We start from the raw sequence: 15,894 nt of genomic DNA, 5'->3' as shown, positions 1-15,894 counted from the left end.
AATAGAGCGTAATTTCTTATTTGAAAATACGATGGCACACAAGATAAAAATTATACATCACAAATTAAGAAAGATTCTCTTAACGATTGTATTTTGTTTTTAGATAAAGGTATAAATTCTTGTGCCACATACCCTGTAAAACCAGTTGCTAAAATGGCTTTCATTATAGCGGTATAATTAAGTTCTTGGGTATAATTAATTTCATTACGCCCAGGAACACCAGCGGTATGGTAATGACCAAAATATTGATGATTTTTTTGTATTGTTCTAATAATATCTCCTTCTTGTATTTGCATATGATAAATATCAAAAAGGAGTTTAAAATTAGGTGAATTTAATTTTTTACACAAAGCTACGCCCCAATTAGAAGAGTCGCACATATAATCTGGATGATCTATTTGGTTAAACAATTCCATTTGTAAAACCACATTATGTTTTTCTGCCAAGGGAATAATTTTAAACAAACCGTCTACACAATTTTGCATTCCGGTCTCTGCATCAATACCATTACAATTACCACTAAAACAAATTAAATTGGTATAGCCAGCTTCTGCCACTTTAGGTATTAACTCTGTATAATTTTTAATTAGCTGATTGTGATACTCTGGATTATTCCATCCTTGCTCCAAACTAATTTCTGCACCATTACACATTGCACAATGTATGCCGTGTTTAGCAAGTAAAGGCCAATCTTTGGGACCAATTAAATCTATGGCGTTTACCCCTAACTCTTTAATGGTAATTAAAAAATCTTCTAAAGAAGTATCATTAAAACACCACTGACAAACACTATGATTAATATTATTTTTCACTTAAATTATTTTTACTTGCTAAATAGCTTTTGGTGCATTTATTTTTAAATTAAATCTCTTAACCTTGTTGCTGCCTGTTCTGCTGTTATGTCTCTCTGTGGAGACCCAAACATCTCATACCCAACCATAAATTTTTTAACTGTTGCACTACGTAATAAAGGCGGATAAAAACTCATATGCCAGTGCCAGTGACTATTATTTTTACCATTTGTTGGCGCTTGGTGTATGCCACTAGAATAAGGAAAAGAGGTATTAAATAACTTATCATACGCTTTAGTAATTGCAGAAATAGCATCTGCAAACGCTGTAGATTCTTTAGCTGATAATTTACTTATATCCTGAGTTTGTTTTTTAGGAACTATCATAGTCTCAAAAGGCCAAACCGCCCAAAAAGGAATAAGCACAACAAAGTCATCATTACTATAAATAATACGCTCGTTAGCTTTTATTTCTTGCTGTAAATAATCTCCTAAAAGACTGCTTTTATTTTTAGTGTAGTATTCTTTTTGTTCCTTTTCTTTTTTTATAATCTCATTAGGTAAAGTAGATTGCGACCATATTTGTCCGTGTGGGTGTGGATTACTACAACCCATAACAGCTCCTTTGTTTTCAAAAATTTGAACATAATTAATAGTGTCATTACTACCAAGCTCTACATACTCTTTTTGCCAAGTTGTTACTACTTTACTAATATCCTCAACAGCCATATCTGCCAAACTTTTAGAGTGGTCTGGACTAAAGCAAATTACTTTACAAATACCTTGCTCGCTTTCTGCCCTAAACAAACCGTCATTTACAGAAAATGTTTTAGAATCTGTTTGTAGTGCTGCAAAATCATTAGTAAACACAAAAACATCTTTATAGTCTGGGTTTACCTCACCATTAATTCTAGTATTACCAGCACATAAATAGCAACTAGGGTCATAAGCAGGCCTTACCTCATTAGATACCGCCTCGTTTTGTCCTTGCCAAGGCCTTTTTGCCCTGTGTGGAGAAACCAAAACCCATTCTCCTGTTAATATATTAAAACGTTTATGCGAAAAATCTTGTAAATCTGTATTCATTATATAGTAGAATTGTGATTGTGTCATTTTATTTTTTGTGTGCCGTTAGATAGTTTTACGTTGTAAATAGAGCACTTGTTACCAAATTCTTTTTTAAACGCTTTAGCAATTTCTTTTTTAAAAGACTTTACTTCAGATTTTAAAATTAAATTAATTGTACAGCCACCAAAGCCACCACCCATCATCCTGGAACCTAAAATATTGGGATTGTTTTTAGTTTTATCAACCAAAAAATCTAACTCCTTACAACTAACTTTAAACTGTGTGCTTAACCCATTATGAGATTGGTATAATAAAGCTCCTAACTCTTGTATATCATCTGCCTTAATAGCTTTAGAAAAAGAAGTTACACGCTGGTTTTCTTCTATAATGTATAATGCCTTTTGGTAATCTTCTTCTGTAATATCTGCTTTTATCGTATTTAAATCTTGTATTGTAGCGTCTCTTAAAGCTTTTATATTTAACTTTTTAGATACTTTTTCGCAAACCTCTCTTCTGTCATTATAAGCACTTTCAGACAAGTCATGTTTTACGTTTGTATTAATTAAAAGCAACTTATAGTCTTTAAAATTAAGTTTAAATAATTTAGATTTTACAGTTCTACAGTCTAACAAAAGAGCACTATTTTTTACCCCAAACATACTAGCGTATTGGTCCATTATTCCGCATTTAACACCTGCATAATTGTGCTCTGCTTGCTGTGAAATTAATATCATTTCCTCCTTAGAAATTCCTAGTTTAAATAGTTTATTTAAACCATAAACAACGCTGTTTTCTAAAGCTGCAGACGAAGACAAACCAGCACCACCAGGAATATTACCTGCAAAAACAATATTAAAATTTTGTAATTCTATGCCTCTTTTTTGTATTTCTGAAACTACACCCAAAATATAATTACGCCAACCTCCGTTTTGCAAAGGCGCAACATTTTGCAATCCAAATTGGTATGTTTCGTCTTTATTCAAAGCATAAACTGTAGATACTTCTTTTTTTGTTTTTTGTATAGCTAAGGCAATGCCTTTGTTAATTGCTGCCGGAAAAACAAAACCATCATTATAATCTGTATGCTCACCAATTAAATTAATTCTACCTGGAGAAAAAACCATAAGTGGCTTAGTTTTAAATGTTTGTTTAAAACTAGTTTTTACCTCTTTTATCAACTTTTTATTCATGTTACAGTGAGTTTCTAACAATTAAACTATTTGGATTTTCTATTTGTTTATCTTCATTAGATAAAATCATTTGTGCCAAGCGTTCTCCCATTGTATTAAAATTTGTAGATATTGTTGTAATACCACCTTCTACAACTTCTTTAAGCAAACTATCATTGTAACAAATAATTCCTATGTCCATACCCAAAACAAGTTGTTGTTCTTGTATTTTTTTTAATAACAGAATTAGAGCTCTATCATCCAAAATAAAGTATAGTTCTCCCTTAATAGGCTCTCTATTTTGTAGTGTACTAATTTGCTCGCAATCTATTGTTTTGGTATCACAAAATGCATTAAAACCATCTAATATGCCTTGTGGTTGTTTGTCATGAGAAAACAGTAATATCATTTTTTGATACTTAGTTATTAAGGAAACACTTTCTAACAAACCATTTAAAACATTTTTTTTAAAGTTTTGGTAAATGGATGGGTACGCTTGCAATTCTGCATTGGTTTGGTCTAATATGTAAACTTTGTCTCTTGGCAATTTTTCTACAATGTGGCCTATGTTTTTAAGGTTTGCAGGCATAATAACGTAGTAAGAGTACGCTCCTATATTATCATATATAAGCTTGCTAAAAATATCAGAATTAAAGTGATGAAAAAAGATGTCTACCTGTACATTATCTCCTAAAGTCTCTAAAAAAGAATTGTACAAATCTTCCTTAAAAGAATTAAGCTCATCAAATAACAAAAACACTTTTTGCACTACATTGACATCTTCTGTATTTAGGTAATATCCTTTACCTGCTACAGACTGTACTATGCCACGTGTTTTTAACTCATTAAAAGCCATTAAAACTGTATCTCTAGAGAGTTTATGTTTATCTCTAATACTATTTATAGATGGTAATTTATCTCCCTTTTTTAACGCGCCACTTAACACTGCTTCTTCTATAGAAGACACTATTTGCTTGTACTTTGGGGTTCCAGAATTGCCCTTTACAGAAACTATACTCATAGGACAAATATAAAATAAAAACAACATAAAACAAACTAGTAGGTACTAGTGTGGTTTTTTCAAAAAAAATTCATAATATAGCTACTTCAAATTAGATACAACTAAATTTTATAGATAATGAAACATAAGATAATAGTAACTGGAGGCTGTGGTTATATAGGATCACACACGGTTATAGAGCTGCTAGAAAGTAATTTTGAAGTTGTAATTTTAGACGACTTATCTAATTCTAGCGTAAAAACAATTGATAGAATTTCACAAATTACCGGCAAAACACCAACTTTTGTAAATGTAGATTTAAAAGATGAGTTAGACACAGAAAAAGCATTTACGATACATAATGATGCATTTGCTGTTATACATTTTGCGGCACACAAAGCAGTTGGAGAATCTGTACAAGAGCCATTAAAGTATTATAAAAATAATTTTTATTCGCTTATAAACACATTAAACGCACAAACCAAAAACAATATTAATAATTTTATATTTTCTTCCTCTGCAACAGTATACGGTTTACCCAAAACATTACCTATTACAGAAAAAAATAAAACCAAACGCCCTTTTTCCCCATACGGTAACACCAAAAAGGTGGCCGAAGAAATATTAGATGACCTAACCAAAGCTAACACCAAATTTACCGCAATATCATTACGATATTTTAACCCAATAGGCGCACACGAGTCTGGCTTAATAGGAGAATTACCAACAGGTGTACCCAATAACTTAATGCCTTACGTTACACAAACGGCTGCTGGCATTAGAGAAAAACTAATGGTTTATGGTAACGACTACCCTACTAAAGATGGCACACCAATTAGAGATTATATACATGTAGTAGATTTGGCAATAGCTCATGTATTAGCAGTTAAAAGACTTGTAAAAAATAAACAAGAAAAACAGTTTGAGTGTTTTAATTTAGGTACTGGTGTAGGATACTCTGTATTAGATATTATTAACACTTTTGAAAAGGTCACCAACTCTAAACTTAATTATGAAATTACTAGCCGTAGAGATGGTGATGTACCTAAACTATATGCCGCAACAAAACTTGCTGCTAAAAAATTAGAATGGACGCCTACTAGAGAACTTAGTGAAATGATTAGCTCTTCATGGAAATGGGAACAAAACGTTAGAAAAGAACAAGCATAATGATACACACCAGACCAACATTATCACAAATATCTAAAGCCTTAGACTTATCTATTTCTACCATTTCTAAGTCGTTATCTGATAGTCCTGAAATAAGTATTAGCACCAAACAAAAGGTACAAGAATTTGCTCGTAAATGTAATTACAGGCCTAATAGTTTTGCCGCCAGTTTAAGAAGAGGATATACTAAAAATATTGGTTTAATTATACCAAGTGTATTAAACCCGTTTTATGCAAAAGTTTTGGTTGGTATAGAAAAATATTTAGATGAAAACGATTATAAACTGTTTACAAGCATTAGCAATGAGTCTGCAGAAAAGGAATCTCATTATTTAAGTTTTTTAGGCAGTGGTTATGTAGACGGCGTAATTATTTGCGTATCTAAAGAAACTGCAATTACCAACAATTACCAACATATTAACACTCTTATTACAGAAGGCACACCACTGGTTTTGTTTGACAGGATTAGCAATTTAAAAAAATGTGATAGTGTAGTTATTGACGACTACAAAGCATCCTTTAAAGCAACCGAACATTTAATTAATAATAAAAAGTGTAAAAAACCAATAATGGTTACTTTAATAAACCAGTTAGAGCATGGCAAATTAAGAGCAAGCGGTTTTATAGATGCTTTAAAAAAACACAACATACCTACAGAAAAAAGTATTATTGCTGCTGCCAATATAGATGAATTAGCCACTAAAATAAAACTTGCATTACAGCAAAATAAAGCTGATGGTATTTACGGTGCTAATGATTTAGCTTTAGTACAGGCTATGACAATTGGTAACACCTTACATACTAATAAAATTGCATATACTGGTTTTTGCAATAATTCTAAAACAGGATGGAATACTGCTTTAAAAATTATAAATCAGAATGCAGAAAAAATGGGGAAAGAGGCCGCCAAATTGGTTTTAGAGCGCATAAAAACAAAAAATAATAAAGAATTTTATACAAGAACAATAACAACAGAATTTGTTTAACAAAATGGTTGTTAATTTTATTTTCTATCTTATAAATTATAAACTATTCTAGTTAAAAATATCACCAATTTATATTAATTTAAGCTATTAGCTTAAATCCTTTATTAACTAAATTTTAATTTATAAATTGTACTATTAAAAAATTGTGCAAACATTTATGAGGAAAATAATTCCCCTTTTCTTTTTATTAATTTTCTGTACAACCACTTATTCACAAGACTTACCTAAAGAGTATAACTTTGTTAGTATTAAAGAAGGTATTTCTAAAGTTGGTGTATCTACCATTGTACAAGATCATTACGGCTTTATTTGGATGGGTACAAACGGTGTTGGTCTTTACCGTTATGATGGTATAGACTACACCTATTACAAGCATATTTTAAACGATACAACCTCACTAAGTAGTAGCCTAGTATACTCGTCATACATAGATAAAACAAACCGATTATGGTTTGGTACCGAGGAAGGTTTAAATTTATATGACAGAGATAATGATCAGTTTAAAAAAATATACCTAACTACTGAAGAAAAAGAAAACAAAATAAATATTCCTATACGCAGTATAGAAGGAGACAATAACGGTAACCTTTTTATAGGAACTGTAGATTTAGGATTATTTAAACTAAACCTAAAAACATTAAAAGCAGAAAAAATAGAAAACCAATACAAGTATTTACCTGTAAATGTTTATGCTCTAAAAATTGATAAAAACAACAAAATATATGCTGGTACCAGCATTGGTTTACAAGAGTATGATGCCAATACAAATAAACTTAAACAGTCTTTACTAAATACAGAGGACAACTCGTCTGCTATTAAAGAAGGCATACAATCCTTGTTGGTAGATAAAAACAACAATATTTGGGTGGGCACTATAGATAATGGTTTATATAAAATAGATCATTTATTAAACACCCGCAATTACCCTATTTCTGATACCAAAATTTTTTCTATGATTCAGTTACCAGACAATACTATAATGTTGGGTACTGAGAACAACGGACTCTTTCATATTAACACCAACGGCAGCGTTATTAAAAACTATCTATCTAGTAAAACTGATGAAAAAAGTATTTTATACAACTCTATTTGGTCCTTATTTTTAGACAGTAATGATCGTATATGGATGGGGTATTACAACTCTGGAGTTGCGGTTTACGACAAGTTGTATGATAAATTTAAAAACATAGAAAGTCTTAACAACACACCTAACTCATTACAATTAGGATCTGTTACTGGTATTGCACAAGACAAAAGTGGCAAACTTTGGATTAGTATGGATGGCGGCGGTATAGACATTTACAACCCTACAACCAATAACTTTACTCATATAAACAAAAAAGATAATAGTGTTTATAGTGGTTTAACTAGTGATTATATAGAAGCTCTATTTATAGACAGCAAAGAAAACATTTGGGCAGCAAGCTGGGATAATGGTATTTATATGCTAAAAAAAGGGGCTAAAAAATTTATTAATTTTAATATTAATAATACCGGTGGCAAATTAGAATCTAACACCGTTTTAAGTATAGATGAGGACTCTGAAGGCACAATTTGGATTGGTACTTTTTATGGCGGTTTACACTCTTACAATCCTAAAACCGAAAAACTATCACAACTCAATACAGAGGTATTTATTAAAAACGGAATAACCAATAGTGATATATGGAAAGTTTTAGTAGACAAACAAAATAACATTTGGCTAGGGACTACCTTAGGATTATTTCGGATAAAAAAAATGACCAACGGCAATTTTATAGTTACTCCAATGTCTAGCCGTATGTCTAACGAATATAAAAACCAAGCTAGTGCAAATCATATTTTAACTCTTCATGAAGATAGTTTAGGAAATATTTGGATAGGTACAAAAGGAGCTGGCTTGTGCAAACACAACCCAAAATTAGACACTTTTAGTTGGTACAATAAGTTTAATGGCTTAACAGAAGAAAATGTTTGTGGTATTATAGAGTGTTTAGATGGTAATATATGGGTTACCGGTAATTCTGGCATATCTAAAATAAATATTAATAACAATAAAATTATTAATTACACTAGTAATGATGGTTTACTCTCTAACGATTTTAATATTAATGCTACTTTTAAAGATAGTAAAGGGCAATTATATTTTGGTAACTATAAAGGAGTAGATTATTTTGACCCCAACAAAATACAAACAAACAAAAACTTAACATCTATATATTTAACAGATTTTAAGCTATTTAATAAAAAAGTTACTCCTACTCAGTTAAACTCTCCATTAAAAAAAGTAATTTCAGAAACAGATAGTATTAGCCTTACCAATAAACAATCTGTATTTACTATAGAGTATTCTGGCATAAATTATACAAGGCCAGAAAAAAATGAATATGCGTATTACTTAGAGGGATACGAAAAAAACTGGAATTACGTAGGTACCACCAGAAATGCTACCTACACCAATTTAGATCCAGGAAATTATACTTTTAAAGTAAAGGCATCTAACAATGATGGTGTGTGGAATGAAAATGCACTTGAATTAAAAATTACAATTTTACCACCCTGGTGGAAAAGCGTCTGGGCACTTACGGCTTACATATTATTATTTTTATTAGGGGTTTACATACTTAATAAAATGACCCAAAGTAGAATTAAAGAAAAGCAAATAATTAATAACGAAAGAGATAAACGTTTACAAGAAAAAGATTTAGACGAGAAAAAATTTCAGTTTTTTACCAACATATCACACGAGTTTAGAACTCCGTTAACGCTAATTTTGAACCCACTAAAAGATATTTTAAATGACACAAGCCTTAATTTACCTTCAAGTACAAAAGATAAACTTAATATAATACATAAAAATACAGATAGACTTTACCGTTTAATTAATGAACTTTTAGATTTTAGAAAGCTAGAATTGAATAAAGTAAATATTAAAGTTAGAGAATTAAACTTAGTTGCTTTTACAAAAGAAATAGTTAGTCATTTTACAGATGAGGCTAACTCTAAAAACATTAATCTATGGGTAAGTTCTGTTATAGAAGATTTACCTATTTGGGCAGATGAAAATAAGTTAGAAAAAATTATTTTTAACATTCTTTCTAATGCTATGAAGGTTACGCCAAATGGTGGTGCAATTAAAATAAAATTAGAGCCAAAAAATAAGCTAACAATACTACCATTAGTAAACCCAATATCACCTGTAAAGGCAATAAAAATAACAGTATCAGACACTGGTCCTGGATTAAAAAAGGAACAAGTAAAGCGTATTTTTGAGCGTTTTTATCAAGTAGACAATTTAAATAAAACGTATTATGACGGTACTGGCATAGGCCTAGAAGTGGTAAAAAGTTTTGTACAACTACATAAAGGTAAAGTAGAAGTAAATAGTACTGTAGGTAAAGGCACAAAATTTAAAATAATACTACCCGCTGGCAATGCACACTTTTCTAAAGATGAAATTGTACCAGATATAGCAAGCACAACAATTACCAATAACAAAGTTAAAAATACTAGTGACACTAATTTACCTCCAGAAAATGTAGATAATAGTACAAACCTACACACGCTTTTAGTAGTAGAAGATAATACCGAGTTAAGAAACTACATTAAAAATGAATTTAAACACATATACAAAGTACTAACCGCTGTTAATGGTACCGAGGGACTAAAAATTGCTAAAGAATCTTTACCAGATGTTATTATTACAGACGTTATTATGCCAGAAATGAATGGCTATAAATTTTGCAAAAGTATTAAAAACGACCTTAGAACTAGCCATATTCCTTTACTAATGTTAACAGCAAAAGCAAGGATTGATGACCGTATAGAGGGCATAGAAACTGGTGCAGATGCCTATATGGTAAAACCTTTTGATATGCGACTTTTAAAACTAAGAGTATCACAACTAATAACCAGTAGGCAACTTATATTTAATAAATATTTTAGCTTAATAAATGATGTACCTAAAAACATAAACACTACATCATTAGATAAAGAATTTATACAAAAGGTATTGGTTTATATTAATAAAAATATAGATGACCCAGAATTAAATGTAGAGTCTCTAGCATCTGAATTAAATTTAAGTAGAAGTCAGTTTTACCGTAAAATAAAAGCATTAACCAACCAAACAGCTAGCGAGTTTTTACGTAATATAAGATTACAAAAAGCAAAGCAAATTATTGAGATGGGCAATACAAACATTAGTGACGTATCATTTAAGGTTGGTTTTTCATCACCTTCATACTTTACAAAATGCTTTAAAAACTATTTTGATATGCTGCCTACAGATGTTAAACCTACTAATGCATAATAGTATAAATAATGTATTAAACTAAGCTACAAAAGGCACTCTTTTTAACAAAAGAAATCACCACCTTAAATTAATAACTAGCACAAATAGTTATTAATTTTATCATAAAAAAGTAACCATAGTTTGCTATAAAGATTACAAATTATAAGTTAAAAACACCAACTTATAGTCTTTTAACTATAACATATAAAGCAAAAAATAGCAAACTAGAATAGGGTTTACGCAAAACTTTAACATTTTAAAATACTACAATACTACAACAATACCACTGGAAATAAAACGTATGTTGTACCATATGCAACAAATGTTGCAAATAACTGTGTTTACAAGTGTTTGCTACATATTTTGTAGTGAACGCTTTAAATGTTTTAACAACTAATTTAGAACTGTAGGTATATTTGGTTGTATGAAAATTAACTACTCTAAAATGAGACGCCTAGTAGAAATAGGCTTAATAGCTGCAATAATTGCACTGCTCATATTTATTATAATATACATATTCTAGCTTTTTAAATAACAACTATATATTTAAACAAAAAAACACTCGCAACTAATTACTAACAACACATAAAAAAGAAAGGAAAATTTATGAAAAACTAACAACACAATACTAACACAATAAACTAACACAAAACTATTTTACTAACTTAAACTTTTTAATATGATAATAAGGTTAAAACACGTGATTGCTACACTTGTAATTATTATTACACAAACAGCATTTGCGCAAACAAAGACTGTTAGCGGTCTTGTTACAGACCAAGCCGGTATACCATTAGGTGGTGTTACCGTTATTGTATCTGGAACCACAAATGGGACCAGTACAGATTTTGATGGGAATTACACCATTGACAACGTTAAATCTACAGACAAATTAGACTTTACTTACATTGGTATGGTACCACAAACTATAACTGTTGGCAGCAAAACTACCATAAATGTAACTATGCAAGAAGATGCACAAGCCTTAGACGAGGTTGTAATTGTAGGTTACGGAACTAAGAAAAAGAGCTTGGTAACAGGTGCCATTTCTAGTATAGATAGTGAAGATATAAAAAGCACATCTGGCCAAAGGGTAGAGCAAGTTTTACAAGGTAGAACTTCTGGTGTAACTGTTTCTTCCTCTTCTGGTGCACCAGGTTCTGGAGCAAAAATTAGAATTAGAGGTGCTGGCTCTAGTGGTAATTCAGATCCTTTATATATTGTAGATGGTATGAAAACTTCTTCAATTGTAGATATTGCTCCTGGTGATATTGCTAATTTAGAAATTTTAAAAGATGCCGCTTCTGCAGCTATTTATGGTACAGAAGGTGCAAACGGTGTTGTAATCATTACAACAAAAAGAGGTAAACAAGGTGGCTTAAAAGTTGGTTTTAACTCGCAACTTGCAATACAGTCTGTAAAAACAGATATGGAATTAATGAATGCTGAACAGTTTGTACAGTATATGAATGAAGCCGGACAAGCCAATGTTGCTTTAAATGGTTATGATACTAATTGGATAGACGAAACATTTGATAATGCGTTAATGTTTAGAAATGATATCAACCTTTCTGGTGCAACAGAAAAATTATCATACTATATGTCTGCATCTAACCTAAACCAAGACGGTATTGTTGGTAAAGGAAATTCTTCTTTTGAGCGCTCTACTTTTAGAGCTAACATAAAGGCAGACATAACTAAATGGTTAGAAGCTGGTGTTAACGCTACTTATTCTATTACAGATAAAAACGGTATTCAAGAAAATAGTGATACCAGAGGTGTAATACAAAATATGTTAATTATAGATCCATTAACTCCTGTTTATTATGCAGATGGCCAAGTACCACAATCTGTTTTAGATAGGTCTGCAGATAACGGTGTTCCTGTATTAACATCTAGTAATGGCAGAGTATATGGTTACCCAAGTTATTCTACTGGTGAGGTTATTAACCCTGTAGCCTTTGCTAATGACATTAATAAAACAATTACAGATACAGATCAGTTTTTAGGATCTGCATATTTAAAATTTAATTTATTTGAAGGTTTTTCTTTTACATCTAGATTTGGATATGAAAACGGAAAAACTGAAGTTAGAAACAATGTAATTCCTTACTATGTTTCTTCTGAAGCTGCAAACACAAAGTACACTACATCACAAACTAAGTATGAAACTAAAAAGTGGTTATGGGAAAACTTTGCATCTTATACAAAGTCATTAAACGATCATAATTTTACTGTATTAGCAGGGTACTCTGCAGAGCAAACTAGATTTGAGACTGTTTTATCTAGAAACGGATCTGTAGACATAGACCAATTTACTGGTTTTGATTTGGATTTACCTGGGTATACAGTAGAGGTTAAAGATATTTTACCTTCACCAGATAATATGGTGTCTATGTATGGTAGATTATCTTATGATTTTGCTGGTAAGTATTTATTTGAAACATCAATAAGAAGAGATAAGTCTGATAAGTTCCCGGAAGCAAACAAGGCTGGTACATTCCCTGCTTTTTCTGCTGGTTGGGTACTATCTAAAGAAGATTTCTGGAAAGAAGACTCTAAACTAAACTATGCTAAATTAAGAGCTAGTTGGGGACAAAATGGTAGTAGAAGCAACTTAATAGGTAATGCAGACAAAACCTATGTTATTAGAGCTATTAATGGTGTAGATATTAATTACGAAGGACAAACAGGCGCTCAAATTTCTGGATACTCTAACCCTAACTTAGTTTGGGAAACTTCTGAGCAATTAGATTTTGGTGCAGACTTTAGAGCTTTTGAAAACAGGTTAAATTTTTCTGTAGATTACTATAAAAAAACTACAAAAGATGCCATAGTAAACAACGGTGGTTTAATTACACCTGGTTCTGCTGGTTTTCAATCTAATGAATTTAATGCTGGTACTATAGAAAATAAAGGTTGGGAGTTTGAACTTGGCTATGGAGATACAACTAGCGGCGGATTTAGATATGATATAAACGCTAACTTATCTACCTTAAAAAATGAAGTAACAGAAATATTATTTGTTCCTGAAGGTGCTTCTATTATTGGTGCTGGGGCACAACAAAATCCAGATGGTGTTACTCGTTTTACAGAAGGTCAGCCATCTTGGTATTTCTATGGTTATAAAACAGATGGTATAGACCCTGCAACAGGAGAAGTTATTAAAGTAGATACCAACGGAGATACTATTGTAAACAATGCAGATAAAGTAAAGGTAGGTTCTCCTCACCCAGATGTATTGTTTGGTGGTAATATTGCATTAGGCTACAAAGCTTTTGATTTTAACTTACAGTTTCAAGGTACCATTGGTAATGATATTTTTGCTACCTACCACCAACCATCTAGACCTATCACCAACAAACCTGTACACTTTTATAATGAAAGATGGACACAACCTGGTGATGTAGCTACTTTTCCTGGTGCTGCTAATGTCATAGATTCTTATGACACAGATTTAATGGTAGAAGATGGCTCTTACATGAGAATTAAACAAATACAATTTGGTTATACATTACCAAAGAAGATTGCAGAAAGACTAAAAATAAACAATTTAAGACTTTATGTATCTTTAGATGACTACTTTACATTTACAGATTACAAAGGCTTAGATCCTGAAATAGGTAACTTTAGCTTTAATTCTATTGGTGTAGATAGAGGTTTTTATCCAACAGCTGCTAAAACAGTATTTGGTTTATCATTAGACTTTTAATAAAATAGATATAGTATTATGAAAAAAATTATAATCGCAATGGTAACTATCCTTTTTATTGGAGGAGTTACTGCATGTAGTGAGGATTTTACAACAAATCCGCGAGAAGACGGAGAAGATTTGGAAACATTTTTTCTTGAAGAAGAAAACGTAGATGCAGCAATAATTGGTATTTATGACTTAATGCAACACACCTACTCTGTAGACTGGCATAGTGCATTTTTAGTAAAACAATTACCTGGTGATGATATGAATGCTGCTGGTGGTAACAGTGGAGATCAACCACAATTACAAGATATAGATGATTACGCAAACGTATCTACATCTAACCAGTCTATAGAAAGTGTTTGGAACTTGTTTTACAGAACAATTTCATTATCTAACTTAGTTATAGAAAACATTAAAGAAAGTGATTTAAGTAATAAAGAATTAGCTTTAGCTGAAGCAAAGTTTTTAAGAGCTTGGTCTTATTTTGAGCTTACCACTATGTTTGGTGATATTCCTTTAAGACTAACTATACCTTCTACAGCAGATGAGTTTGGTATTGCTAAATCTCCTAGAGCAGATATTTACACACAAGTAAAAGCAGACTTAACAGATGCAATTGCTGGCTTACCAGACAAGACTGCTTTAGCTCAAGATTTTAGAGTTTCTAAAGGTGCCGCACAAGCTTTAATGGGTAAAGTATTGGTTTTTGAAGGCCTATACGGAGAAGCCATTCCGTTTTTTGAAGCGGTAATTTCTAATCCAGCACACGATTTAGAAGATAACCCAGAAGACGCGTGGAGTATTAACCATGAGTTTGGAAAAGAATCTTTATTTGAAATTGGTTTTATTTCTACAACCGGAAGAGACTGGGGTAACTTTGCTTGGGGCGGAAGAAATGAAAACAATATACACATACAGTTAATGGGACCACGTGGTGATGGTATTTTTGATGTATCTCCAGTTGGTTTAATTAATGGTTGGGGATTTAACTTACCAACGGCTAAACTTTTAAATGCTTTTGAAGCTGCTGGTGACACAGATCGTAAATTAGCTACTGTAATGACAGAAGAAGAACTTATTGCTGCAGGTGGTAATGTAGACCAAAGTGCTGCTACTGGTGGTTCTGTTTGGGATTATGAAGGTGGTATTAGAATTAAATACGCTACAAAAGAAGAAGATACAAGTTCTGATGGTGTAAAAGAATTAAACTATGGCACTAACTATAGGTTATACCGTTACGCAGAATTGTTATTATTAGCTGCAGAAGCTTACAATAAAGACAATAAAGATGCAGAAGCAAGAACAGAACTTAACAAGGTTAGAAATAGAGCTGGCTTACCAGATGTAGATGCATCTTTAGCTGGTGAAGATTTGTTTGAAGCTATTGTTAACGAAAAGTTTTTAGAACTAGCACATGAAGGACAACGTTTTTGGGATCTAGTTCGTTGGGGTAAAGCCGCAACAGAATTGGCAGGTACAGGTTATACATCTAAAAATGATTTATTCCCTATTCCTGAAACAGAAATAGAAAAGAATTCTGAATTAACACAAGCAGATCAGAATCCTGGTTATTAGTAGTTAGATTTTTAGTTCATGTAATACGGCGGTATAAGTTATCTTATGCCGCCGTATTTTTTTTAAAATTATTTTAACATAAAATCGCATAGAGTATAATTTTTACGCTCTATCCGGTTTTTTTGCATATACAAGGGTTAATATATAAAAAACAAGCGTTTTA

The 15,894-nt window shown here is 31.5% G+C and carries 9 protein-coding genes; 5 read left to right on the top strand and 4 right to left on the bottom strand.

Annotated elements, in window-relative coordinates; translation table 11 throughout:
- Positions 1–50: 50 nt before the first annotated feature.
- From BFJ87_RS14835 to BFJ87_RS14820, 4 genes are read right to left on the bottom strand one after another with little or no spacing between them, the layout of a single operon-like run.
- Complete coding sequence (locus tag BFJ87_RS14835; RefSeq protein WP_077406351.1) at positions 51–812, bottom strand: hydroxypyruvate isomerase family protein; 762 nt, start codon at positions 810–812, stop codon at positions 51–53.
- A 44-nt stretch (positions 813–856) separates the two neighbouring features.
- On the bottom strand, positions 857–1,876 hold the full coding sequence (locus tag BFJ87_RS14830; RefSeq protein WP_077406348.1) for a UDP-glucose--hexose-1-phosphate uridylyltransferase: 1,020 nt from the start codon (positions 1,874–1,876) through the stop codon (positions 857–859).
- Positions 1,877–1,899: 23 nt separating this feature from the next.
- Positions 1,900–3,048 carry a galactokinase gene (gene galK, locus BFJ87_RS14825; protein WP_077406346.1) on the bottom strand — a complete coding sequence of 383 codons (1,149 nt, stop codon included), beginning with the start codon at positions 3,046–3,048 and terminating at the stop codon, positions 1,900–1,902.
- A gap of 1 nt (position 3,049) precedes the next feature.
- Positions 3,050–4,048: a winged helix-turn-helix domain-containing protein gene (locus BFJ87_RS14820; protein WP_077406523.1), complete on the bottom strand. Its 999-nt coding sequence runs from the start codon at positions 4,046–4,048 to the stop codon at positions 3,050–3,052.
- A 117-nt stretch (positions 4,049–4,165) separates the two neighbouring features.
- Between BFJ87_RS14820 and galE the strand changes: the two genes are divergently transcribed.
- From galE to BFJ87_RS14795, 5 genes are all read left to right on the top strand, one after another.
- Positions 4,166–5,197, top strand: a complete 1,032-nt coding sequence (gene galE / locus BFJ87_RS14815) for a UDP-glucose 4-epimerase GalE (RefSeq protein ID WP_077406343.1) — start codon at positions 4,166–4,168, stop codon at positions 5,195–5,197.
- On the top strand, positions 5,197–6,183 hold the full coding sequence (locus BFJ87_RS14810; RefSeq protein WP_077406340.1) for a LacI family DNA-binding transcriptional regulator: 987 nt from the start codon (positions 5,197–5,199) through the stop codon (positions 6,181–6,183). Before galE ends, BFJ87_RS14810 begins: the two co-directional genes overlap by 1 nt.
- 157 nt (positions 6,184–6,340) lie before the next feature.
- Positions 6,341–10,474, top strand: coding sequence for a hybrid sensor histidine kinase/response regulator transcription factor (locus tag BFJ87_RS14805; RefSeq protein WP_077406337.1), 4,134 nt, complete (start codon positions 6,341–6,343; stop codon positions 10,472–10,474).
- A 661-nt stretch (positions 10,475–11,135) separates the two neighbouring features.
- The gene (locus BFJ87_RS14800) at positions 11,136–14,168 is read left to right on the top strand and encodes a SusC/RagA family TonB-linked outer membrane protein (RefSeq protein ID WP_077406334.1); all 3,033 of its coding nucleotides are present in this window, start codon (positions 11,136–11,138) and stop codon (positions 14,166–14,168) included.
- 18 nt (positions 14,169–14,186) lie between these two features.
- Entirely contained in the window at positions 14,187–15,731 is a 1,545-nt protein-coding gene (locus BFJ87_RS14795) for a RagB/SusD family nutrient uptake outer membrane protein (RefSeq protein WP_077406331.1), read from the top strand.
- Positions 15,732–15,894 lie beyond the last annotated feature (163 nt).

This window comes from Cellulophaga omnivescoria, from assembly GCF_001999725.1.
Lineage (GTDB): Bacteria > Bacteroidota > Bacteroidia > Flavobacteriales > Flavobacteriaceae > Cellulophaga > Cellulophaga omnivescoria.
This window is presented reverse-complemented; position numbering and strand designations above follow the sequence as displayed.